We start from the raw sequence: 22,115 nt of genomic DNA, 5'->3' as shown, positions 1-22,115 counted from the left end.
TGGACGCCCATGCGGTGGTGCGCGGGTTGTGTCCGGCTCGCGGGTGCCCTCCTGGTCGGCGCATCGCCCCAGACTTCCCGAACGCCAGTGGTACGGATCGGATGAGGCGCCGCTCAAACCGTAAAAGGGATCTATTTACGCAAAAATTACGAAACGGGCTAGGCGAGCCTTGAAGGTCGGGGGTGGGCGGTCATCGATCCCGATCGGGGGTGGGGCATTCTGGTCGCGCTTGCCCCTCCTGCGTGGAATTGGTGCAGGTGGGCTGGGGTGGAGCAGTGAGTTGAGGGTGGCGGAGCCGTTCCCCGGTCGTTGGCATGCCCGCAGCGCAGCAGCCATCAGGGAAGCCGTGGAGGTGCAGTGCGGAACTTCGTTGCCGGCTGAGGAAGGGGTTGACAGGTGTGGAAGTGACTGATAATCCAGAAAAAGGATCGTAGAACGATCCTACGCACTGGAAAGGCGGAGGTCGCGACTCGCGATCGGGATCGGCTTCCCGTCCCGTGATCCGGCCGATGCCGCGGCATCAGCCATCATCCAGCCGCTTCGAGCCTTCTCGCAGGCGGACCGCCGCGCGGCGTAGTCCGCGCACATTCCCAGTGAGCGCGCAATGCCTCCTTTCACCTCCATTCAGGCGCAGCCGGTCATCCCGGGTGCCGATACCGCCGACACTGCTGACGGTGCCGAGACTGCCGACTGGGAGACCTGGGTCCTGCCTTCGACGGCCGCATCCGCTCAGTCCGCCCGCCGGCAGATTGGGGACCGGCTGCAGGCGTGGGGCCTGCCGCATCTGGTCGATGATGCGGAGCTGATCGTCTCCGAGCTCCTCACCAATGCGATCTGCCACGGCTCGGAGCACGACCCGGTCTGGCACACCGTGCGGCGAATCCACACTCCGGCCGGGGACGCGGTTCGTCTCGAGGTCGGTGATTACGGCCGGGGGTGGAGTCGTGTCCCGGCTCCCCGTGAGGCGGGCGACGACATCCACTGCGACGGGCGGGGGCTGTACCTGGTCGAGGCCCTGTCCTCGAGCTGGGGTGCCTGGCGCCTGCCGCACGGCCATGTGGTGTGGGCCGTGCTGCCGATTGATGCCGAGCTTGTCGGCTCCCGGGCGGCGAACGACTTCGTGCCTCGGGTTCACCGAGATGGAGCCGAGTTGTAGAAAAAACTTCCGTCCCTCTTGAAGGATCGTTCAACGATCTCTACGTTGGTCCCACGTCGAGCCGCATGTGCCTGTAGTCGGGATCTCGTGAAGAGGCCAGAAGCACGGACGGCAGCGCTGAAGAACGTCTTGACGCCAGTTCCCCTTCTTTCTCCCCCGTGAGGTCACCGTGACATCCACTCCGACCAGCACTCCGACAACAGTGGGGGGCGAGACCACCGGCCCCTTCGCCTGGTTCCGGTCTATGTCCCCGCAGGGTCGTCGAGCCTTCAGGGGCGCATTCGGCGGATACGCCCTCGACTCCTACGACTTCCTCGTGCTGCCGATGGCCATGGTCGCCATCACGGCCTACTTCAGCCTCACCACGGCACAGACCGGGCTCCTGACCACGGTCACCCTGCTGGCGTCCGCGATCGGCGGCATCCTCGCCGGTGTCCTGATCGACAGAGTCGGCCGGGTCAAGACCCTCATGATCACCGTGGCCACCTACGCCCTGTTCACCGTGCTGTGCGGCTTCGCCACGAGCTATCCGATGCTGCTGGGCTTCCGGACATTCCAGGGAATCGGCTTCGGCGGTGAATGGGCGGCCGGAGCCATCCTGGTTGCCGAGTACGCCAAGCCGCGCTACCGCGGCCGGGTCCTCGCCTGGGTCCAGAGTTCCTGGGCGGTCGGCTGGGCGCTGGCGGTCATTGTGGGCACCACGCTCATGAACAATGTCGACCCGGACCTCGCCTGGCGTGTGCTGTTCTGGACGGGAGCCCTGCCGGCGCTGCTGCTGGTATACGTGCGGCGCAACGTCGAGGACGCCCCGGGAGTGACGGAGCGGCTCGCGAAGAAGGATGCGCGCGTTCCGCTGTCCTCCATCTTCATGGGCGGCCTTGCCCGCAAGACGTTCTTCGCCACGCTGCTGTCCACCGGCGTGATGGGCGGGTACTACACCTTCGCCACCTGGCTGCCCGCCTACCTCAAGACCGAGCGCGGTCTGACGGTCGTCGGTACCGGCGGCTACCTCTTCGTACTCATCACCGGCGCCTTCTGCGGCTATGTCACCGCCGGTCACCTCGTCGACCGTCTGGGACGCAAGGTGGCTTTCGCGCTCTTCGCGTTCCTCAGCGCAGGACTTCTGGTGGCGTACGTCAACATCCCTCCGGGCTCGAACACCCTGCTGCTGTACCTCGGATTCCCCCTCGGCTTCAGCGCATCCGCCATCTTCTCCGGATTCGGCTCCTACCTGGCCGAGCTCTACCCCAGCGCAGTCCGCGGCACCGGCCAGAGCTTCACCTACAACGTCGGACGCGCGCTCGGGGCGATCTTCCCGACCGCTGTGGGCTTCTCCTCCGCAGGTGTCGGCGGTGCGCTGATCTACGGTGCCATCGGCTACGGACTCGCCCTCATCGCGCTTCTGGGACTGCCCGAGACGCGCGGAACCGAGCTCACCTGAATCAGCGCCTGTACTGGGGCGCACATCTGACCAACTGATCGGTGGTGGCTGGGTGATGGAGCAACCAGCCACCACCGACATGGCCGGAGTCCCCATTCCGGCATCGTGCTGCGCGACAGCACAGGCGCGGTCACGACGTTCGGACCGGCGGCCCGTCGGCGATTGATCCGACGACCCGCATGTTCCTCGTGCACCTCCGGCAGGCGGGTCGGCAGCATCACATGAAAGGTTGCATCCCTTGCGCGCGAGAGCCCGCCGATCCCCAAGAGCACGGCCCCGGCACCGTTTCCGGCCCGACCTCACAGCGGTACGCCACCTCACTCGGCCCAAGAACTGGCGAGTCCGGAACAAACTGACAGCCGTCGTGCTGATCCCCGGGCTCCTGGCCGGGGTCCTGACGGCCGTCAGCCTTTCCCGCACCATCAACGACGTAGACGACTATGGACAGTTCTCCGCCCTCGCCCGTCTTCAGCAACCGGCCCTCCGCCTGGTCCACGCCCTCCAGGACGAACGCGACGTCACAGCCGGATTCATCGCCGGCCGGCGCAAGGGCGCCGAGGCCAATCCCCGGCGGCAGCGCGCGGAAGTCGACACCGCCGCCGCCCTGTACCGCCAGGCCGCCGACGACATCGACACCTCCCACGATCTCCAGCTCTATGTAGCCCTTCGCTCCGCCGCGGAGGAACTTCGCAGCCTTCCGGCGCTGCGTACTTCCGTGGACGAAGCCAACTTGACGCAGAGCTCGATCCTCGCCTACTACACCACCGCCATCAACAGGCTCATGGACCTCGGACCGGCCCTGGCCGCACACAACGGCGGCAGCAAGGCCGCCAGGCAGGCGCGGGCTCTCAACGCGCTCTCTCGCGCCGTGGAGCACACCAGCCGAGTGCGAGCCGACCTCAACAGCGTCCTGACCACCGGCACCTTCCTCGTCGGCCAGTTCCCGGACTTCGCGGGCGCGGTCGCGCGCCAACAGGAGTCCGTCGACGACTTCCTGGCCACGGCCAACGAGGCACAGCAGAACCTGTACGCCGACACCGTCAAGGGCGTATCGGTCAGTGCCACTCAAGCCATCCAGGAACGCGCTGCCGAGCAGGCACAGGCCCCCGGCGTCGACGTCGACCCGGCGACATGGAGGAAGGTGTCCACCCACAAAATCACGCTTATGCGCGAGGTGGAGTCACAGATCCTCGACCGCCTCATCGCCCTCAGCGGCCAGGCGCACGCTTCCCGGCAGAGCGCAGCGCTGTCGGGAGCGGCAGGCTTGCTCGCCGTATTTCTGGCGACCGGCTGGGTGGTCACCGTCGTCGTACGGTCCATGACCCGCCCGCTGAAGACCCTGCGCATCTCGGCGCTTCAGGTCGCCAACCAGCACCTGCCCGAGGCGCTCACACGGCTGCGGCAGGCCGACATCGATGACTTGGGCGACTATCGGGCCACACCGACCGCTGTGGCGTCCAATGACGAGATCGGGGAGGTCGCCGAGGCATTCGACGCCGTGCAGAATGCCGCCGTCGCTCTGGTGAAGGACCAGGCCGCACTCCGCGCCCACATCAACGGCATGTTCATCCACCTCTCCAGCCGCAATCAGCACCTGGTGAGCAAACTGCTCACCGAGATCGGAGACATGGAGCAACACGAGGCCAACCCCGATCACCTGGCCCGGCTCTTCCGGCTGGATCACCTGGCCACTCAGATGCTGCGCACGGACGAAAGCCTCCTGGTGCTCGCCGGCTCCGACACCGGGCGCAGATGGCAGCAGCCGATGCCCCTGCCGGAGATTCTGCTGGCCGCCAGCGCCGAGGTGGAGCAGTACACCCGCATCGACTGCCGGCCTGCGGGCGAAGTCGCCATCGTGGCGGACGCCGTCACCGACCTGGTGCACCTGCTCGCCGAGTTGATGGAGAACGCCACGGTCTTCTCCGGCGCCGGCTCGCGCGTCACCGTGACGTGCCGGCCGGCTCGCGGCCATCACACCGACCTCGTGATCTCCATCGAGGACCAAGGCAGCGGAATGACGGCCGAGCACCTGGCGACCGTGAACCACCGCCTGGCCTCAACCCTGTCCCTCGATCCTGGAGCGGGACAGAGCATGGGCCTGTTCGTCGTCGGCCGCCTCGCGGCCAAACACGGCATTGGCGTGCACCTGATTCCCTCCCCGCGTCAGGGGACCACGGCCCTGGTACGGATTCCCCGGGATCTGCTGGCCGGCCGCGGCCCTTACCACACGCCCGGTCACGGACATGCCACCCGGTCGGTCCTTGCCGACTCCGCCGCGGCGGGCGAGGCCCCGGCCCACCCCAGTCCGGTCGGAGCGACGGCTTCGCCGGCGGTGCCCGCATTGCCACTCGTGGGCGAAGCTGCTCCTGCCCGCGGCGGACACCGGACCACCGACGCCGAACCGGCCTTCGGCTCCCCACAGGAATGGCTGGACCACCGCCGCTTCGCCGAAGGCCTGCACGCCAGTGGAAGGCCGTCACCCGCCTCGCTCGCCAGCCAGCCCAACCACAACCCCACCAGCAGCGACACCCGCGGCAACCCGCCGACGGGAGAAGGGCAATCCTGATGTCAAGACCGGCCACCGGCACCGGCCTACTGCTGTGCACCGCCCTCCTCCTCACCTCCGCCTGCACAGGCGAGCCGGCCGTACCGCCATCCGACGCCACTGTGAACATCGGCTTCCTCGCGCCGCTGTCCGGTCCCGCCGCCTCAGCGGGCGCCGAGACCAAGCGGGGCGCCGAACTGGCTGTGGACATCATCAACGGCCATCACCCCTCGATCCCCCTGCCGCTTGGGCCAGGAGCAGGTCTTCCCCGCCTGCACAACGCCAAGGTCAAGCTCCAGGCCGCCGACACTGCGGGCCCCCCATCGCGTGGCGCCACCGAAGTGGCGCGGCTGGTGAGCACCAAGCATGTGGTCGCCATGGCCGGGGGATACGAATCAGCCGTCACCGAGGCCGCCAGCGCACGCTCCGAGCGACTGAAGATCCCCTTCGTGAACGGAGGTTCCTCGGCGTCATCGCTGACCGAGCGGGGACTGGACTGGTTCTTCCGCACCGGTCCCTCCGACCTGAGCTACGGCCGCGTGGTCTTCTCCCTGCTCAAAGAACGCCAGAGCAAGGGAACTTCCGTCAAACGCATCACGGTCGTCCACACCGACGATCAGTACGGCAATGACGGATCCGCCATGATCAAACGTCTTGCCTCCCACATCGACGGCAAAGTCGTCGCCGACATCAAGGTCAGCGCCCAGTCCACCGACCTGTCCTCCCACGCCCAAACGGCGAGCGGATCGGATCCCGATGTCGTCCTGACCCTGCTGTACACACCCCAGGCTCTGGCGCTGAGAGCTTCCTTCGACCGTCTCGCCTACCGGCCACCCGCGCTCATAGCGTTCGGAGGGGGCTATGCGGATCCGGCTTTCATCCAGAAGGACAAGCGCGCCGCAGAGGGTGTCTGCAGCCGCTTCGCCTGGTCGGCCGACCTGGCCCAGCACAACCCCACGGCCAGGGCTGTCGCAGACCTCTACAAGCAGACCTACCACGCCCCCATGAACGACGACGCCGCCCGTGCGTTCACAGCCGTCATGAGCCTCGCACAGGCGATCAATGATGCCCGGTCCCGCACACCGGCCGATATCCGCTCAGCACTGGTGAACATCGATGTTCCAGGGCGGGACACGATCATGCCGTGGGACGGCGTGAAGTTCGACGACAACCATCAGAACATCGGAGCCCGGGGCATCGTCGAGCAGATCCAGAACGGGCGGTACCGCCTCGTCTATCCCTTCGATGTTGCCAGCGCACAGCTGCATTGGCCCATGGCCGACGCCGGCGGACAAGAGGAACCCCGGTGGCGACAGTGAGTGATCAGGCAGTCGGGGCCGTGCTGGGCAGGCCCGCTCTACAGGCGTGAGCCACCTTCAGCGATGCGGTCGGAGTACCTCTGGACGAGCTGTTTCTCGGCGTCGTCGAGGTAAGCGGCCAGTAGCAGCTCGGCCTTGACCCTGTCCGCTGCCTTGAGGGCGGCGAGGATCTCCCGGTTGCGCGCCAAATACGGTTCATGGAAGCTGCGCGGATTATCCATGGCGTGAAAGACAAGGCGCAGTTCGGCCAGGATGCCGCGCATCAGCTCGTCCAGACGTTTGCTGTGGGCGAGGGCCACGACGGCGTGGTGGAAGTGGATGTTGGCGGTGCCGAGCTCGCGCCAGGCGCCTTCCTTGGCGGCCTTTTCCCCTTCGGCGACCGCAGCCTCGGCCGGGCTCAGGTCGTAGGGCGGTACCCCGAGATTGCGTACCGCTGCGCACTCGATGAGTCTGCGTACCTGGTAGATGTCGGTGACATCCTGCACGGTGAGCATACGGACGAATACGCCGCGGTTGAGCTGGTGGACCAGCAGCCTCTCGTGGGTGAGCAGGCGAAACGCCTCTCGGAGAGTGTTGCGGGAGATCCCCAGGGCGTTGCCGATGGTGTCTTCGGAGAGCTTGCTCCCTGGTGGCAGGTAGCCCTCGGCGATGCGCGTACGCAAAATGTCAGCGACCCGGTCGGCGGTGCTGGAGCGCCCGAGCAAGGCGCGGTCATTGACGAGCGCGGCTTGGTCGACCTCGGCTGTCATGGCTTCCATCCTTCTCACACAGGCCGACGGTGCGCCCGACGGTCTCCCAGGGGCGGTTTCCCTCCTGTGTTGTCTAGTCAACCGGAAATCTGCCCACGAAACAACAGAGCCCTTGTCGGATCGTTCAACGATCCTCTATATTTGCTGGTGTGGCCGTGAACAGTCGCGCCCCAAGATGCACAGACGTCACAGGTCAGGGCAGGGGGAGAGGCGGAACGTAGTTCACGGGCCACCGGCCGAACGCCCGACTGCACGCGCGCGGCAATAATTCCAGTGGGCAGTGCGACGAGAGGAAAGCTGATGACGACAGTCGCCGATCCGCAGGCCCTGCCCCCCGGCGAGGCGCGGGCAGTGTTCCGGGACGGGGCGAGCTTTCCCACCGCAGGGTGGTGTGCCACTTACACCCAAGTCAATCTCATCGCAGTCCCCGCCGACTGGGCGTATGACGTCCTCCTGTTCTGCCAGCGCAACCCCAAGCCTTGTCCCGTCCTGGATGTCACCGACCCGGGGTCCTGGTCCACGACACTGGCCGGCGGCGCAGACCTGCGCACCGACGTTCCCCGCTACCGCGTCTGGGAGAACGGCCGACTGGTCGACGAACCCTCCGACGTCATTGATGCCTGGCGCAACGACCTGGTCACCTTCCTCATTGGATGCAGTTTCACCTTCGAGACCGCGTTGACCGACGCAGGCGTACCGATGCGCCACGTCGACCAGGGGCGCAACGTCGCGATGTACCAAACGAGCCGCGAGTGCCGCCCGGCCGGCCGGCTGCACGGCCACATGGTGGTGTCCATGCGGCAGATCCCGGTCGACCTCGTCGGTACCGCGACCCGCGTGAGCGGGCTGATGCCCTCCGTGCATGGAGGCCCAGTACACGTCGGGGAACCCGGCGCTCTGGGCATCGAGGACCTTGCGTGTCCGGACTTCGGTGACCCGGTGGATGCGGAGCCGGGCGATGTGCCCGTGTTCTGGGCGTGCGGCGTCACGCCGCAGGCAGCTCTGATGGCCTCGCGTCCGCCATTCGCGATAACTCACGCACCCGGATACATGCTGATCACCGACGCCCGAGACACCGACTACCGCCTCGTATGACGGCGCGGTGGTACCTCGTGCCGAACGGACTGTTCCAAGGAGACCAGGCAGCGATGACAGACATCGTGATCGACCTCAATGCAGACCTCGCAGAAGGCTACGGACGGTGGGTGCTCACCGACGACGAGGCCATGTTGTCGGTCGTCACCAGCGCGAATGTCGCCTGCGGCTTTCATGCGGGCGATCCGAGCATCATGCGCCGGGTCTGTGACATGGCGGCCGAGCGCGGTGTGAGGATCGGCGCCCAAGTCTCCTACCGGGACCTGGCCGGGTTCGGCCGCCGGGCCATGGACGTACCGGGCGACGAACTCGCCGACGAAATCACCTACCAGATCGGTTCCCTTCAGGTGTTCGCCCGGGCCGCCGGAGCGACGGTGTCCTACGTCAAGCCGCATGGCGCGCTGTACAACCGCGTGGTGTCCGACCAGGAACAGGCATCCGCCGTGGCTGCGGGCACCCGGCTCGCCGACCCCACACTGCCAGTGCTGTGCCTGCCCGGCTCCGCCATGCACGTGCAGGCTCAGCGTGTCGGACTCCCCGCGGTCGACGAGGCATTCGTCGACCGTGCCTACACGGCGACAGGGACGCTTGCCCCCCGGGCCACCCCCGGTGCGGTGATCACCGATCCACAACAGGTCGCCCGCAGGGCCGTCGCCCTCGCGCGGGACGGCCGCGTCACTGCGCTGGGCGGCGAAACCGTGTCCATACGAGCGCATTCCCTGTGCCTGCACGGGGATACCCCCGGAGCGGTCGAACTGGCCAAGCAGACACGCGCGGCGCTGGAGGAGGCCGGAGTCAGGGTGGAGGCGTTCGCATGAGACTGAGGCCGGTCGGGGAGGACTCCCTGCTTGTTGACCTGGACACGCCTGAAGAGGCCCAGGCCTGGCACGCTCAGTTCCTGAGCCGCCGTAGCGCAGGAACACTGGCGCCGGTACGCGAAATCGTGCCCGGAGAGAAGACCGTTCTCCTGTACGGGGTGTCCGATGTCGACGCCCTGGAGGCGGAGTTGCGCCAGTGGTCCGTGCCCACGCTGGCGGCCGACAGCGGACCCCTCCTGGAAATCCCCGTGCACTACAACGGGGCAGATCTCGGCGCGGTCGCTGAACTGTGGGGAGTCGCCGAAGGGGACGTGGTACGGATCCACAGCAGCATCGAACACCGCGTGGCCTTCTGCGGATTCTCCCCAGGATTCGCGTACATGACCGCGCTCGGCGAGAAACACCACGTGCCGCGCCGTGCCGCACCACGCACCTCTGTACCCGCCGGCTCCGTTGCGCTTGCAGGCCCGTACACCGGCATCTATCCGCGTGCCTCCCCCGGCGGCTGGCAACTGATCGGAACGACCCACGTGCGCCTGTGGGACATGGAGCGCGAGCCCGCAGCGCTGCTGATCCCCGGCATGCGAGTGCGGTTCGTCCCCCAGGAGCCCAGGTTGGAGAGCACTGACGGACCTGCAGCAGGAACGAATGCCGAAAGGCGCATCGCATGAGCGGCGGCAAGGTGGAAGTCGTACGGGCCGGCGCGCTCACCACCATCCAGGATCTGGGCCGGTTTGGTCACGCCAGCCTTGGCGTGCCGCGCTCCGGGGCACTCGACCAGCCGGCACACCGACTGGCGAACCGACTGGTGGGCAACCCCGCCGACGCGGCAACACTGGAGACCACGCTGACCGGGGTGGCCGTGCGCACCACTCAGGCCGCGATCGTTGCAGTGACCGGGGCGCCGGCACCGGTGCGGGTCAACGGTCGGCCGGCGGCGTGGGCAGGCGCAGTACACCTGCCGGCTGGCGCCGTGCTCGAGGTGGGTACAGTCACCAGCGGCTTGCGCAGTTATGTCGCCATCAGCGGAGGCGTCGCGGTACCTCCCGTCCTCGGAAGCCGCTCCACCGACCTGCTCTCCGGCCTCGGCCCGGCCCCGCTCAGGGGCGGGGAGACCCTGCCCCTGGGCGAGATAGTCGGCTCACCGCTCCATGCCGACACGGTGGTGTGGCAAGGGCCCCCACAGGAACTGGTGCTTCCTGTACTGCTCGGCGCGCGGGACGACTGGTTCACCACCACCGCGGTCAACACGCTCGCCACCGCCCGCTTCCGTGTCTCTCCCAGCAGCAACCGCATCGCGCTGCGGATGGACGGGCCCACTCTCGAGCGGGCTGTACACCTTGAAATGCCCAGCGAAGGCATGGTGGTTGGGGCGGTCCAGGTGCCGCCCGATGGGAAACCTGTCCTCTTCCTTGCTGACTGCCCCACCACCGGCGGCTATCCCGTGATAGGTGTCGTACCCGAGAACCGGCTGCCCGCGGCCGCCCAGGCGGTGCCGGGCCTTCAGGTCAGATTCGTGCCGGCCCGCCGCCGTGACGTGTTGCAGAGGGCTGTGAACTAGGCATTTTCCTTGTACGAGTGGGGAGTTGAGGGCAAAGCCGGTGCGGGCCGACGGGCACCGGGTGCGCGCTGCCCCGTCACCTTCCGCGACCTCTCCCTGCGCCAGTACGTCGTCGTTCCGGCGTCCCCGGCGACTCAGCCGGGCTGCACCCCGGTCCTGTACCTCGCCCCGGCCCGCAGGATCCGGACCGGAGTGCGCGGGGAGGCGATGTGGTTATCACGGGAGCCGTCCGCGGTAAAACGTTGATGCGACATCGGGGCCGCAGAGATGCGTGTCGCTGGGGTTCTCGTGGAGGCTGGAGTCACGGGATGCACGGGCAAGGTCCGCGCCGGCGGCTCGGGAAACTCCCCGACGCCACTTCCCCGGCTTCGTTGTGAGGTGCACCGTGGCATCTACTCCAACCGGCCCTCGGGCAGTCGGCGAGGAGGTGGCTGGTCCGTTTTCCTGGTACCGGTCGTTCACCCCGCAGGGGCGCCGGGCCTTCAAGGGGGCGTTCGGCGGATTCGCTCTTGATTCCTACGATTTCCAGGTGCTGCCGCTGAGCATGGTCGCCATCGCGGCCTACTTCAGCCTCACCCAGGCACAGGCAGGGCTGCTGACCACGGTCACTTTGCTGATGTCCGCGATCGGCGGCATCCTCGCCGGCGTGCTGATCGACCGGGTCGGCCGGGTCAAGACCCTCATGATCACCGTGGGCACCTACGCCCTGTTCACTGTCCTGTGCGGCTTCGCCACGAGCTTTCCAATGCTGCTGGTGAGCCGCGCTCTTCAGGGCATTGGATTCGGTGGTGAGTGGGCGGCCGGTGCCGTCCTGGTCGCCGAGTACGCCAGGAGCCGCTACCGCGGCCGCGCGCTGGCCTTCATCCAGAGTTCCTGGGCCGTCGGCTGGGGACTGGCGGTCATCGTGAGCACCGTGGTGATGGACAATCTTGACCCCGCCATCGCCTGGAGGGTGATGTTCTGGACCGGTGCCTTGCCGGCACTGCTGGTGGTCTACGTGCGCCGCAAGGTCGAGGATGCCCCGGAGGTGACCAAGCGGCTCGCCGAGAAGGACGCGCGCGTCCCGCTGTCATCGATCTTCCGGGGCACCCTGGTGCGCAGGACTTTCTTCGCGACTGTGCTGGCCACCGGCGTGCAGGGCGGCTACTACACCATTGCCACGTGGCTGCCGACCTACCTCAAGACCGAGCGTGGCCTGACCGTTGTCGGTACTGGGGGCTACCTGTCCGTGCTCATCACCGGTGCCTTCTGCGGCTACCTCACCGCCGGCTACGTCGTCGACCTCCTGGGACGCAAGAAGTCCTTCGCCTTGTTCGCGGTTCTCAGCGGAGGCCTGCTGATGGCCTACATCAACATCCCCCAGGGCGCCAACAGCCTCCTGCTGGTCCTCGGCTTCCCCCTGGGCTTCTGCGCTTCCGCCATCTTCTCCGGATTCGGCTCCTACCTGGCCGAGCTCTACCCCAACGCGGTCCGCGGCACCGGCCAGAGCTTCACCTACAACGTCGGACGCGCCATCGGAGCCTTCTTCCCGACCTCAGTGGGCTTCGCGGCAGGCAGCGCAGGCGTCGGCGGCGCTCTCATCTACGGCGTCATGGGCTACGCCGTCGCCCTCGTCGCCCTCCTCGGCCTACCCGAAACCCGCGGCACCGAACTCACCTGAGTGCCCGTTCTTGAATGCTGGTCATGGTGCCGCCCGGTGCCCAGACCGTTTCAGGTTTGACGCTCGTTACGATTCGGTGGTGCAGAAGATCCGAGTGGCTGAGGTCCTGGCGGCGCTGTCCCTTACTACCGATCTCGCCGCGGGGATGTCGTTCGAGAAGGGTCTGCGCATGTGCGCGGTCGCCACGACGTTCGCCGATGCCGTGCTCGGTGTGGACTCGGTGACCCGCCGGGTGGTCTTTGAGACGGCCTTGCTGCGTTCGGTCGGATGCACCTCTTTCGCGCCGGAACTGGCCGAGGTCTTCCGTAACGATGTTGCGTTCCAGGCCGCTTTGAAGCGACTTGACCAAGGCGACGAGGCGGTGTTCGCAGCCCAGTTGCGTACCTTCGGCGACTGGGCCGGCGATGAGGGTCCGCGCCTGGCTCAGACTTTCGTCGACGTCTTCCCCACGATGGGGGTGGAGGCGATGCGCAGTGGTTGCGAGACCAGCCGCGCGCTTGGCGCCGGCTTGGGTCTGTTGCCGGAGTCAGTCGCGGCTCTGGACGATGTGTACGAGCGGTGGGACGGACGCGGCATCCCCGATGGCCGCCGTGGGTCGCAACTGTCGCTGGCCGCACGGATCGTGCAGGTTGCGGAGCAGGCGGTTCTCGCGCATGCCCTGGGCGGTGCACCGGCCGCGGTGGCCGAGGTCCGTCGGCGCTGCGGGGGCCACCTCGACCCGGACCTGGCGCGGGCTTTCGTCGCCGGCGCGTCGGCCGCATTCGCGCCGTTGGGGCAGCCGAATGCGCTCGCCGCGGTGCTCGATCTCGAGCCGGTGCCGCACGTCACCGTTCCGTTCGGTTCGCTGCCGCAGCTGTGCGCGGTGCTCGCCCAGGTGGTGGATCTGAAGAGCCGGTGGCTGCTCGGGCACAGTGAGCATGTCGCCACACTGGCCGGAGACGCCGGTGCACTCGCGGACCTGGATCCGGCCGCGGTCACCGACTTGCGTTGTGCCGCACTCCTGCACGACCTTGGTCGGGTCGGGGTTTCGGCCAGTATCTGGGACCGGCCCGGTCAGCTGGGGATGGTCGAGGTGGAAAGGGTCCGGATGCACACCTACTGGACCCAGCGGATCCTGGAGCGGGTGCCCGCGCTGGCGGCGCTGGCCCCGACCGCGTCCGCGCATCACGAGCGGATCGACGGTGGTGGTTACCACCGCGGAGATCCCTCCAGGAGCCTCCCCTTCGCCGCCCGGATCCTGGCCGCGGCAGACGTTTTCGCCGCACTCACCGAGCCGCGGGCGTACCGCGAGGCGTTCACCGTGGATGCCGCGGCCGATCTGCTGATGCGTGAGGCCGACACCGGAGGAGTCGATCGGGAAGCGTGCGCGGTCGTGATTGCGGCGGCGGGTCTGCCGCGGCCCAGCCGAGTGCTGCCGGCGGGCCTGACCGAGCGGGAGGTGGAGGTGCTCTGCCTGGCGGCCCGAGGTCTGAGCAACCGACAGATCGGCGAACGGTTGTCGATCTCGAACCGGACTGTGGGGCACCACCTGGCTCACATCTACGACAAGACCGGCCGACGCAGCCGGGCCGGTGTGGCAGTGTTCGCCATGGAGCATCGACTGCTGCCCTGATGCACCCAGCATCCACCCGTCAGTGATCACAGCCCCCTCCGGATGACACGCTTCCGGTTCCGCCCTCGGTTCACGGCTGGTATTCGTCCAGACGCCGGATTGTGGATACCCGCAGCAACTGTCGCGGCCTGCAGTGAGCACGCACTCTCATGACACGCGGCGAGTACGAGTGCTCACTCTCGCTCAGCTACGTCCTGATGCACTGGCACACCGCCGAGGCCATGCACGTCCGCTGCTGTTGAGTCTCAAGGTAAGGGTCGCGCGCTTCAACTGGCACTCCACCACCGGTCTGCCCCCCAGGCGAGGACGTATCCCTCCCCGTTCAGGGCCCAGTGCAGCGCCGCGGGTGTCAGCAGGCTGCCGGATCTGCGACGCAGTTCGCAGAAGACCACGCCGGCGGCCGCTGTGCCGACGATGGCCGCGACAACAGACAGCGCGACGCCGAGCGTGCTGTGGCCGAAGACAGCCCCGACCGCACTGTTGGCTCTGGTGATGCCCAGCGAGGGAAGCACGTGCCAGAAGCCGAAAAGGATCGAGGAGACCGACGTTGCCCAGCTGACGCCCCATCGCCGCTCGACCATGGCCCACAAGACGCCCCGGAACGCGACTTCCTCGAGCAGTACGGTGCCGAACGGCACGCGGATCAGTACCCGGAACAGCATCTGCCCCACGGACAAGTCGTCGGCACGCTCATCCAGGAACAATGGGCGGGTGATCGGAACGGCCAACGCCATGAGATAGCTGACCAGCACCGCCCCGGCCAGGATCAGCCCCCACCGCAGTCCGCGGCCGAACGTCGCCTTACCGAGTCCGAGGCCGGCCCAAGTGATGCCGTCCCAGCGAGCAATCAGAATCAGCACCGCGGCCGCGGTGAGGCAGACGGGGACGTACAACTCAGGTGCGAGCCGGTTGTTCAGCGCGTTCACGACTACGAGAACGGCGACGGCCAGGAAGATCCGCATGGTGATGCCAGCATCGTCGATCGGGCACCGTCACCGCTGGTTTCTCCGGCGTGTCCAGGCACGGCGCCCAGAGGCGGCGCATCGAGTCCCGTCTCGCTGATAGGTCGGTCGACCGATGCCGCCATAGCGAGCCTTGGCGATCATTTGGCTGCACCCGGGCCTGTCGTCGCCCAAGTCTTCGACGGCCGGCCGCGCAGGAAAACGAGGAATGGGAGTACAGATGACCGCCAGTGTGAGGATGAGCCCGCAGGATGCCCGGGCGTTGAGGAACTGGGAGGTGGTGGCCCAGATGTACGCCGATCTGAGCCGTGGGAACGGTGAGGCGGTCCTCCGCACGCTGAGCGACAAGATCGAGTGGGTCGTCACCGCAGGGTTGCCGTACGGCGGAACCTACCGCGGCCGTCACGCGGTGCTGGCCAACGTTTTCGCCCGGTTCGACAGCGAGTGGGAGGACTTCGCGGTTACTCCGGCTGAGCTCTTTGCCGTTGAGGACGTGGTGATCGCGCTCGGCAACTATCAGGGGCGACGCCGTGAGACAGGTAAGGCGATGACGGCACGCTTCGCCCACGTGTGGCGCTTTGAGCACGGTGTGCCGGTCGCCTTCGAGACCATCGCGGACACCCGCACCATGGTCGCCGCCATGGCGTAACCAGCCACCACCAGCCGGTCATCCAGCGAACTTGTACCTCGGGTATGAGGCCGAGTTCACGGCCGTAGGCACCGAACGCGGCCGCCACCGTGCCAGTCGCCGGGTACTCGGCTCCGGACCAGGTGCCGCTGCCGGCCCCGCTGTTCACCGGGGTCCGGCGTCGGGCCGATACGTCCCCCGCCGCCCGCCACAGAGGGGTGTACACCGGCAGCAGCAGCGCGTTGCTCAATCGCGCCCAAGTGCCGTATGGGTGCTGATCTGCTGCCGATCACGGCCGGGGCCGGGGCCGGCTCAGGTACTCCGCGATGCGTTCCCCCCATGTACGGATGTCGGCGCGCGTTCGGGACACATGCAGGTCGGCGTGCGGCAGCAAATGGGCCAGCCTTTCCGCGGTGGACAGGGGGTGGCCCGGGTCATCCACCCAGGCCAGGATCAAGCTCGGCCGGCGCAGCGCGGCGATTGCCGTGGGGGAGGGCAGGTCGGACAGCGCCAGGCCACGCAGGACGGACGGCAGTACGCGCTCGGCGGGCGTTGGTGGGAACTCGGGAACGTCGGCTACGACTGCGGGGCGAGGCTGTTTCCGCCTGGCGGCGAGCCAAGCGTCCACTCCCGCTCGTTCGATGGTGTCGGCGGATTCCCGGTTGTCCCGCGCATGCGCCTTCCGCGTCGTCCAAGCCGTGGGTGGGATGAGCAGGACCAGTCGGGAGAACCGGTCGGGCGCCTGGATGGCGGCGTGCAGCACGGTGCCGCATCCCATCGACGCGCCCATGGCGTCGAGGGGCTCGGCGGCGCCCAGGTGATCGAGCAGGGCCAGCAGATCGTCGGCAAGCGAGGGATAGGTGTAGTCGGTGTCCACGGGGTCGCCGGTGGATCGCCCGTGCGCCCGGGCGTCATAGCGGACCAGGCGCTGCCCCGCGTCCAGGACCGGCGCCCAGTCGAACAGGCCCATCCGGTCCTCGGCGGACTGACTGACGAACCCGCCGTGCGCGTACACAGCGAGGGGGCCCTGGCCGACGTCGTCGTAGACCAGCTCGGCCCGGCGATGCCGGAAGCGGCCTTCCCTGACCGTGTGCCTGCCCACTGCCCTCATAGCCGCGCGCGCCTCGTCTCGGCACCTCTGCGTAAATCTTACGACTGCGAAATCAGAGCGGTCCGGCTGGAACGATGGAGAAACGGGCGGTCGCGGGCGTGACAACGCAGCCCGTCCCCCCGCTCAGCCCGGAGGAACCCCCGATGCCGGCCCACCCCAGCCGAGGAATTGCGACTCTTTGGGCAGAGGCGCCGGTAGTTGACGCGAAGGCTCTCACGTCGCTTCTCGGCGCGCCCAGGGCGAGGCTGCTCGGCTGGCCAACGGCGCCCTACCTGCGGTGGACTTGCTCTGCCTGCGGTCCCTTGGGCCCCTGGGTGACGTCGTATTCGACCTTGTCACCCTCCTGCAGCTCTTTGAAGCCGGTGGTCTGGATGGCGGAGAAGTGGACGAACACGTCCGGGCCGCCGTCGTCCTGCTGGATGAAGCCGAAGCCCTTGTCAGCGTTGAACCACTTCACAGTGCCTGTTGCCATCAGTCCAAATCCCTTGTCCCATGCCGCGGCACGACCTTGGCCGCGCCCCGTAGCCCATCGCGGCTACAGCTCCTGAACCTTGCCACCGCGAGCCGGCCTCCGTCACTGAACGCACCGCCCAAGTCGCCCGGACAGCTGGTACTCCAACGGCATTCGGGGGGCAACTGGATCCGGCATCGCCATCCTCGTGTTCTTCCGTCGCGCCCGGCACCCGGGCAAGGAGTCGGCCGCCACGAAGGCGGGCGAGGCCCAGCCGGACGTCGCCCGCGCCACCCAACCCGCAGGTCGGCGACCTGCTGCAGGCATTGTCCACCAACTGCCCCGACCAGCCCTTGCTACAGACGCAAATGACCGGCCGGTGGCCTCTCGCGCGCCTGGAGGGTCGCGGGGGCAGCCACCGGCCGGTGCATTGGGGGCCGGGCTGTTACAGCATGGGGTCTATGTCGCCGGCGCCCATGCCGCGTTCCTGCTCGCTTTGCTCCTTGAGGCGACGGGCCTTCTCCTTCAGCCGCTGACGCTCTTCCGGGTCCGTGACACGCTCTGCGGCCTGCTCCATCTCCTGCGCCTTCTGACGCATCTGCTGGGCACGACCGCCAGACTCGCCTGCAACGCTCATGATCACTCCTTGGTGTGACGGGGTGAGCGGGCCACACCAGCGAACCAGCGCCCCCACGCCCGCGCATCTCGAACGGTCACCCACCGCTATCTACGCAGCCCGAGAGCCCTGTCGGGCTTCCAGACCAGCGCGATGAGGGGATCAAGGATCAGGTGAACCTCGGCGTGGCTCAGATCGTGAACTCGCTCAGCAGGCCGGAGTGCTTCTTGGGGTGCGGGGCGGCGTACTTCCCCTTGTTTGCTGGTCCGCAGGCCCAGGGACACCAGTGACTCGACGAGTTTCACGGCAGCAGCAACGCCGTCGATCACCTGCGCTCCGACCTGCCGGGAGAGCGCTGGGCCCAGCGGTGCCATGCCCGCGCAGCCGAGCACGATGGAGTCGATCGGCCCCTGGCCACGGCCTCCATGCACATCTCGGTCACGATCTTCATCGTGCCGAGGCCGGATCATCGAGATCGAGCACAGGGATGCCGCAGGCGTGCACCGCTTGGCAGGCGTCTGCGATGACGTAGCGTCTCGCCAGGTCCCGGGTGTGTCCGATCGTCCGGGAGAGGGTGGTTACGATGCTGAAGCTCCGTCCGAGGAGCACAGCGGTGTGCATCGCTGCCTCGGCGATCCCGATCACCGGCCCGGCCGCCAACTCCCGCGCTGCGTCGAGCCCGGGATCGCCGAAGCAGGCGATGACGTGGCCGCCGGCCCGATGGACTCGGGCCCCATGGTCGGGCTGACGGCCGTGACCACGGTCGACGATGCCGCAGCCGCCCGCTCGCGCGGCCGATGCTCTCCGTCATGGCCTGGGTGGTGTTGGGGTTGATCACTCGGACGTGGGTCACTGATCCGCCATCTCGCGAGGCGGCTGAACGATCCTTGGCGAACGCCCTTTCCAGCGCGATGAACTGTTGTAGGCAACTGGGGCGGGGCTGCCCGCTTGGAGAGGCGTGTCGTGTTCTCAGCTGGTGTGAGCCGGTAGTCGGATGCGAAAGGTGTCGCGGTGTCAGCCGTTGGCGTCGCTCGGGTCACGGACCGCCGCGCAGCACTCAGCTGTCAGTCGCCGTCGGTCGGCCGTACCGGAGCACACAGCGCGGTGGCGATGTCGGCGAGGTAGTGATCGACAGGGCCGAGGGTGACCAGGCCGCTGCCCGCACCTGCGAGCTCGTCGGCGGCCGGCAGCAGGCGGGTGTAGACCCGCTCCAGCACGACCTGGTCACCGACCTCCAGCGCGACAGCGGCCTCCAGACAGCAGCACGCCTCGTACAGCAAGTCCCGTGGAGGCTCCGGCAGCGCGCGCAGTGCCGCCCGCGCCTCGGTATGGCGACCGGCTGCCACCAAGGCGAACGGCTCGGCCCAGGGACGGAAAGGGCCCCAGTCCGCCCGCAGGTCGACCTCGGCCGACTTCAGCCCGGACGGCGTCTTGTGCGCCAGTCGCAGGCACAGCAGCGCGAGTGGCAGTATGCCGCGCTCCAGGCCGGGCATACCAGCACCGTTCAGCCGTGCGGCGGCACTGCGGTAGGCGGCCTCAGCCTGCGACAGCCGCCCGGACGCGGCCAGCCGTAGCGCCCCGTACCACTGGGTGAAGACGCCCGCCAACGGCAGTTCGTGGCGCCCGGCCAGGCGGTCCGCGGCGGCGGCATGCCCGTCCGCCGCCGGGAAGTCGCCGAGCGCGCTGCGTGCCTGAAGGCGGATGAGGTGGCCGAGTACCTCGTAGGTCACCAGTCCGTGCCGGGCTGCCAGCCCGATCAGTTCCGCGCCGATCTCATCCCGCCGCGGGGCGAGGCCCGCCCGGATGAAGGACTGCATGAACGCCCCGTTCAGCGTGAACGCCAGCAGCGCGGGATCGTCGAGACGACGGGCGATCTCTTCCGCCTCGTGGGCGGCTTGGGGGCCGCGTTGTGTCCGGGCGCCGCGCATCTCCAGTGCGATCGTGGCCAGCAGGCGGCAGCGCGCCGCCTCGTGCGAGTGACCCGGCAGGGCGGTGAGGGCGCTCTCGGCGGCCGCGACAATCCGCTGGGCCAGCTCCGGATCGTCGCTACGGGTCCAGATCGCGGGGACGTCGTAGGCACCGATCACTCGGGCGGTCAGTTCCGGGTCGCCGAACTCCTCCGCCGCCGTGATGGCCTCCATGCGGTGCTGTTGGGCCGTCTCCAGGCCACCGCCCCCGGTCACCGCGAGGTTCCGGATCAGGCTCACCGTCGTCTCAAGGCGGGCGCGGGCACCGGTGGAGACCGTGCGGTCGTAGGCTGCCGCCGCCCGCGTCCACAGCCGGCCCGCCGTCGCCGTCGGCTCAGCCGGAAGATCAAGGCCGGGCTCCTGGTTGAGGATGTCCGCCTGCAACCGGCGCAGCTGCGGGCCGGGGTCCACGCCCAGCTGGTCGGCCAGGACCGCCCGGGCCCTGCGCAGCACGCCAAGAGCATCCCCCTGACGGCCCTGCCGGTACAGCGCCAGCGCCAGCAGCCGCCAGGCGTCCTCGCGCCAGGGATGATCGGCAAGGTGTACGTCCAGGTCGGGCACCACCTCGGCGGCCCGGCCGAGGGCCAGTTGCGTCCCGGCTCGCCGCTCCACTGCTTGCAGCCGCAGCTCAGCGAGGCGGGAACGCTCGCTGCGTGCCCAGTCCTCCTGCGCGAACTCGGCGTAGGCGGGACCTCGCCACAGCCCCAGTGCTTCCTCCAGCCGCGGCAGCGCATCCGTGGCCGGCAGATTCGCGGCGGCGCCGACGGCTGCCTCGAAGCGCCAGGCATCCACGGCGTCCGGCTCCGGGCGCAGCGCGTACCCCGGTCCTTCGGTGACCAGCAGGCGGGCAGGGGCCCGGGGCGGACGGTCCGGTTCCAGGGCTCGGCGAAGCGCGGCGACAAAGGTCTGTACGGCGCCCACGGCGCCCGGCGGGGGAACTGTCCACAGGTCCTCGACCAGGTGGGCGACAGGGACGACACGTCGGCGGGCCACGATCAGCCGCGCCAGCACGGCCCGGTGCCGCGGCCCCTTCAATGCGAGCGTGCCACCGCTGCTCTCGGCGACCACAGGCCCGAGCACACCGAATGCGACCCGCTCCATACCCACCTCTCCGGACATCCTGCCGCCACCGTACGCGCTGATTACCTGCTGATTACCTGCTGATTCGCGCCCGGCAGGCTCGAGGTGTCCGTCACCTTCCGCCTTCCGAAAGGGCGAACCATGACACCGTCCATCCCCGGCTTCGACTACCGCCGCGTCCCTGTCGCCGACGATGTCGCGCTCAACGTCGCCGTCGCAGGATCCGGCAGCCCGATCGTGCTGCTGCACGGTTTCCCGCAGACCCACCTGATGTGGCGGCACGTGGCTGTCGACCTCGCGGCCGACCACACGGTCATCTGCCCCGATCTGCGAGGTTACGGCGCCAGCGACAAGCCCGCCGATACTGCCGTCACAGACGGGACCGTCTACTCCAAGCGCACCATGGCCGCCGATATCGTCGCGCTCGCCCATGCGCTGGGCCACGAGCGTTTCGCTCTCGCGGGGCACGACCGGGGCGCCCTGGTCGCTGTCCGCGCCGGCCTCGACCACCCCGAAGCCATCACCCACCTCGCCTCGCTCGACGTGCTGCCCACGCTCGACATGTGGGACGTCATGCGGGGCACCGGCGCGGCCGTCGGCTTCCACCTCTACCTGATGGCCCAGCCGCCCGGCCTGCCCGAGCAGATGATCCACGCCACAGCGGACGCCTTCTTCGGCCACTTCCTCGACATCTGGACGCACAACCCACAGGCGATCCCGGCCGAGATACGCGCCACCTACCTGGCAGAGTCTCGCGCCGCCGTCCCCTCCATCGTCGCCGACTACCGGGCCTCCGCCGGCATCGACGTCGAACACGACCGGGCCGACCGGGACGCCGGGAACCAGCTGCGGATGCCGGTGACCGTTCTCCAGCAGGACTGGGGCGCGGCTTTGGGCTTCGACGCCGCCGCGCTGTGGAACGCCTGGGCACCCGACTTGCAGCACACCACCGTCTCCTGCGGCCACTTCATGGCCGAGGAAGCCCCCGCTGTCGTCGTCAAGGCCATCCGGGACCTCCTCGCCCGCTGCTGAACGCGTTCACCCACCCCGACAAACCAGCCCAGCCCGCGAGTTGGCTACGAGCGGACTGCCCCGGAGATGTGGCTCCCGTCCACAGACCAACGTCCCGCAGGTGGGAATCAACTGAGAGAAGGCGAGTGGCCTCACGGCGTCGGGGCCGCCGGCAGCCGCCGCACTGATTCGTGCAGCCTGCGGCGGCGAAGGTCGGGCATGCCGTCTGGGCCGCCGACGTCGTGGAGCGCCGACGACGCGATCGTCCAAGCGCCGACGAGCCCAAGGACGTAGGCGAGGGTGTCGAGCATCGCCTCCACGTCGCGCACGACG

Annotated in this window: 21 protein-coding genes; 12 read left to right on the top strand and 9 right to left on the bottom strand. The window is 68.3% G+C overall.

The genetic code is table 11. The features are described from left to right. Positions 1-604 precede the first annotated feature (604 nt). The 4 genes from ACH492_RS10635 to ACH492_RS10620 all read left to right on the top strand — a co-directional run bounded on the left by ACH492_RS10635 (position 605) and on the right by ACH492_RS10620 (position 6,461). Positions 605-1,156, top strand: a complete 552-nt coding sequence (locus ACH492_RS10635; protein WP_398984905.1) for an ATP-binding protein — start codon at positions 605-607, stop codon at positions 1,154-1,156. Between the two features lie 244 nt (positions 1,157-1,400). After that, on the top strand, positions 1,401-2,597 hold the full coding sequence (locus tag ACH492_RS10630) for an MFS transporter (protein WP_398984903.1): 1,197 nt from the start codon (positions 1,401-1,403) through the stop codon (positions 2,595-2,597). 364 nt (positions 2,598-2,961) lie between these two features. After that, the gene (locus tag ACH492_RS10625; RefSeq protein ID WP_398984900.1) at positions 2,962-5,163 is read left to right on the top strand and encodes a nitrate- and nitrite sensing domain-containing protein; all 2,202 of its coding nucleotides are present in this window, start codon (positions 2,962-2,964) and stop codon (positions 5,161-5,163) included. Beyond that, positions 5,163-6,461: an ABC transporter substrate-binding protein gene (locus tag ACH492_RS10620; protein ID WP_398984898.1), complete on the top strand. Its 1,299-nt coding sequence runs from the start codon at positions 5,163-5,165 to the stop codon at positions 6,459-6,461. The genes ACH492_RS10625 and ACH492_RS10620 overlap by 1 nt, the downstream gene beginning before the upstream one ends. Positions 6,462-6,499: 38 nt before the next feature. Here the strand turns inward: ACH492_RS10620 and ACH492_RS10615 are convergent, their stop codons facing one another. Then, a complete protein-coding gene (locus ACH492_RS10615; protein WP_398984895.1) occupies positions 6,500-7,210 on the bottom strand; it encodes a GntR family transcriptional regulator in 711 nt (236 codons plus the stop codon). Between the two features lie 300 nt (positions 7,211-7,510). Between ACH492_RS10615 and ACH492_RS10610 the strand changes: the two genes are divergently transcribed. From ACH492_RS10610 to ACH492_RS10585, 6 genes are all read left to right on the top strand, one after another. Then, on the top strand, positions 7,511-8,305 hold the full coding sequence (locus ACH492_RS10610; protein WP_398984893.1) for a putative hydro-lyase: 795 nt from the start codon (positions 7,511-7,513) through the stop codon (positions 8,303-8,305). A 53-nt stretch (positions 8,306-8,358) separates the two neighbouring features. After that, positions 8,359-9,123, top strand: a complete 765-nt coding sequence (locus tag ACH492_RS10605) for a LamB/YcsF family protein (RefSeq protein ID WP_398984891.1) — start codon at positions 8,359-8,361, stop codon at positions 9,121-9,123. After that, entirely contained in the window at positions 9,120-9,794 is a 675-nt protein-coding gene (locus ACH492_RS10600; RefSeq protein WP_398984889.1) for an allophanate hydrolase subunit 1, read from the top strand. Before ACH492_RS10605 ends, ACH492_RS10600 begins: the two co-directional genes overlap by 4 nt. After that, entirely contained in the window at positions 9,791-10,684 is an 894-nt protein-coding gene (locus ACH492_RS10595) for a biotin-dependent carboxyltransferase family protein (RefSeq protein ID WP_398984887.1), read from the top strand. The genes ACH492_RS10600 and ACH492_RS10595 overlap by 4 nt, the downstream gene beginning before the upstream one ends. A 385-nt stretch (positions 10,685-11,069) precedes the next feature. Beyond that, a complete protein-coding gene (locus tag ACH492_RS10590; protein ID WP_398984885.1) occupies positions 11,070-12,344 on the top strand; it encodes an MFS transporter in 1,275 nt (424 codons plus the stop codon). Positions 12,345-12,423: 79 nt separating this feature from the next. Then, complete coding sequence (locus ACH492_RS10585; protein ID WP_398984883.1) at positions 12,424-13,956, top strand: HD domain-containing phosphohydrolase; 1,533 nt, start codon at positions 12,424-12,426, stop codon at positions 13,954-13,956. Positions 13,957-14,222: 266 nt separating this feature from the next. On the opposite strand, the gene ACH492_RS10580 is transcribed toward ACH492_RS10585, so the two are convergent. Beyond that, on the bottom strand, positions 14,223-14,918 hold the full coding sequence (locus ACH492_RS10580; RefSeq protein WP_398984882.1) for a lysostaphin resistance A-like protein: 696 nt from the start codon (positions 14,916-14,918) through the stop codon (positions 14,223-14,225). 220 nt (positions 14,919-15,138) lie between these two features. Here ACH492_RS10580 and ACH492_RS10575 point away from each other — a divergent pair, with 220 nt between their 5' ends. After that, positions 15,139-15,567, top strand: a complete 429-nt coding sequence (locus tag ACH492_RS10575; RefSeq protein ID WP_398984880.1) for a nuclear transport factor 2 family protein — start codon at positions 15,139-15,141, stop codon at positions 15,565-15,567. 268 nt (positions 15,568-15,835) lie between these two features. On the opposite strand, the gene ACH492_RS10570 is transcribed toward ACH492_RS10575, so the two are convergent. The 6 genes from ACH492_RS10570 to ACH492_RS10545 all read right to left on the bottom strand — a co-directional run bounded on the left by ACH492_RS10570 (position 15,836) and on the right by ACH492_RS10545 (position 20,792). Beyond that, positions 15,836-16,648, bottom strand: coding sequence for an alpha/beta fold hydrolase (locus ACH492_RS10570; RefSeq protein ID WP_398984878.1), 813 nt, complete (start codon positions 16,646-16,648; stop codon positions 15,836-15,838). A gap of 277 nt (positions 16,649-16,925) precedes the next feature. Next, a complete protein-coding gene (locus ACH492_RS10565) occupies positions 16,926-17,129 on the bottom strand; it encodes a cold-shock protein (protein ID WP_307665468.1) in 204 nt (67 codons plus the stop codon). A 424-nt stretch (positions 17,130-17,553) separates the two neighbouring features. Then, positions 17,554-17,745 (bottom strand): DUF6381 family protein, encoded by a 192-nt coding sequence (locus tag ACH492_RS10560; RefSeq protein ID WP_307665469.1) that lies wholly within the window; start codon positions 17,743-17,745, stop codon positions 17,554-17,556. Positions 17,746-17,831: 86 nt separating this feature from the next. After that, positions 17,832-18,155, bottom strand: a complete 324-nt coding sequence (locus ACH492_RS10555; RefSeq protein WP_398984876.1) for an aspartate/glutamate racemase family protein — start codon at positions 18,153-18,155, stop codon at positions 17,832-17,834. A gap of 16 nt (positions 18,156-18,171) precedes the next feature. Continuing rightward, positions 18,172-18,426 (bottom strand): aspartate/glutamate racemase family protein, encoded by a 255-nt coding sequence (locus ACH492_RS10550; protein WP_398986175.1) that lies wholly within the window; start codon positions 18,424-18,426, stop codon positions 18,172-18,174. 362 nt (positions 18,427-18,788) lie between these two features. Next, complete coding sequence (locus ACH492_RS10545; protein WP_398986173.1) at positions 18,789-20,792, bottom strand: BTAD domain-containing putative transcriptional regulator; 2,004 nt, start codon at positions 20,790-20,792, stop codon at positions 18,789-18,791. 120 nt (positions 20,793-20,912) lie between these two features. Here ACH492_RS10545 and ACH492_RS10540 point away from each other — a divergent pair, with 120 nt between their 5' ends. Continuing rightward, positions 20,913-21,803 carry an alpha/beta fold hydrolase gene (locus tag ACH492_RS10540; RefSeq protein WP_398984874.1) on the top strand — a complete coding sequence of 297 codons (891 nt, stop codon included), beginning with the start codon at positions 20,913-20,915 and terminating at the stop codon, positions 21,801-21,803. A 131-nt stretch (positions 21,804-21,934) separates the two neighbouring features. Here the strand turns inward: ACH492_RS10540 and ACH492_RS10535 are convergent, their stop codons facing one another. After that, positions 21,935-22,111, bottom strand: a complete 177-nt coding sequence (locus ACH492_RS10535) for a hypothetical protein (protein ID WP_398984872.1) — start codon at positions 22,109-22,111, stop codon at positions 21,935-21,937. Positions 22,112-22,115: the final 4 nt, after the last annotated feature.

Origin of the sequence: Streptomyces sp. NPDC019443 (genome assembly GCF_044389785.1) — a bacterium.
Lineage (GTDB): Bacteria > Actinomycetota > Actinomycetes > Streptomycetales > Streptomycetaceae > Streptomyces.
Note: the sequence above shows the minus strand (reverse complement) of the source record. Positions and strands in the feature narration are given on the sequence as shown.

What these genes read in the sequence shown, in the direction of transcription:
- ACH492_RS10635 (WP_398984905.1), top strand. Translation starts at nt 605, where the DNA reads ATGCCTCCTTTCACCTCCATTCAGGCGCAGCCGGTCATCCCGGGTGCC.
- ACH492_RS10630 (WP_398984903.1), top strand. Translation starts at nt 1,401, where the DNA reads ATGTCCCCGCAGGGTCGTCGAGCCTTCAGGGGCGCATTCGGCGGATAC.
- ACH492_RS10620 (WP_398984898.1), top strand. Translation starts at nt 5,163, where the DNA reads ATGTCAAGACCGGCCACCGGCACCGGCCTACTGCTGTGCACCGCCCTC.
- ACH492_RS10615 (WP_398984895.1), bottom strand. Translation starts at nt 7,210, where the DNA reads ATGACAGCCGAGGTCGACCAAGCCGCGCTCGTCAATGACCGCGCCTTG.
- ACH492_RS10610 (WP_398984893.1), top strand. Translation starts at nt 7,511, where the DNA reads ATGACGACAGTCGCCGATCCGCAGGCCCTGCCCCCCGGCGAGGCGCGG.
- ACH492_RS10605 (WP_398984891.1), top strand. Translation starts at nt 8,359, where the DNA reads ATGACAGACATCGTGATCGACCTCAATGCAGACCTCGCAGAAGGCTAC.
- ACH492_RS10600 (WP_398984889.1), top strand. Translation starts at nt 9,120, where the DNA reads ATGAGACTGAGGCCGGTCGGGGAGGACTCCCTGCTTGTTGACCTGGAC.
- ACH492_RS10595 (WP_398984887.1), top strand. Translation starts at nt 9,791, where the DNA reads ATGAGCGGCGGCAAGGTGGAAGTCGTACGGGCCGGCGCGCTCACCACC.
- ACH492_RS10580 (WP_398984882.1), bottom strand. Translation starts at nt 14,918, where the DNA reads ATGCGGATCTTCCTGGCCGTCGCCGTTCTCGTAGTCGTGAACGCGCTG.
- ACH492_RS10575 (WP_398984880.1), top strand. Translation starts at nt 15,139, where the DNA reads ATGACCGCCAGTGTGAGGATGAGCCCGCAGGATGCCCGGGCGTTGAGG.
- ACH492_RS10565 (WP_307665468.1), bottom strand. Translation starts at nt 17,129, where the DNA reads ATGGCAACAGGCACTGTGAAGTGGTTCAACGCTGACAAGGGCTTCGGC.
- ACH492_RS10560 (WP_307665469.1), bottom strand. Translation starts at nt 17,745, where the DNA reads ATGAGCGTTGCAGGCGAGTCTGGCGGTCGTGCCCAGCAGATGCGTCAG.
- ACH492_RS10545 (WP_398986173.1), bottom strand. Translation starts at nt 20,792, where the DNA reads ATGGAGCGGGTCGCATTCGGTGTGCTCGGGCCTGTGGTCGCCGAGAGC.
- ACH492_RS10540 (WP_398984874.1), top strand. Translation starts at nt 20,913, where the DNA reads ATGACACCGTCCATCCCCGGCTTCGACTACCGCCGCGTCCCTGTCGCC.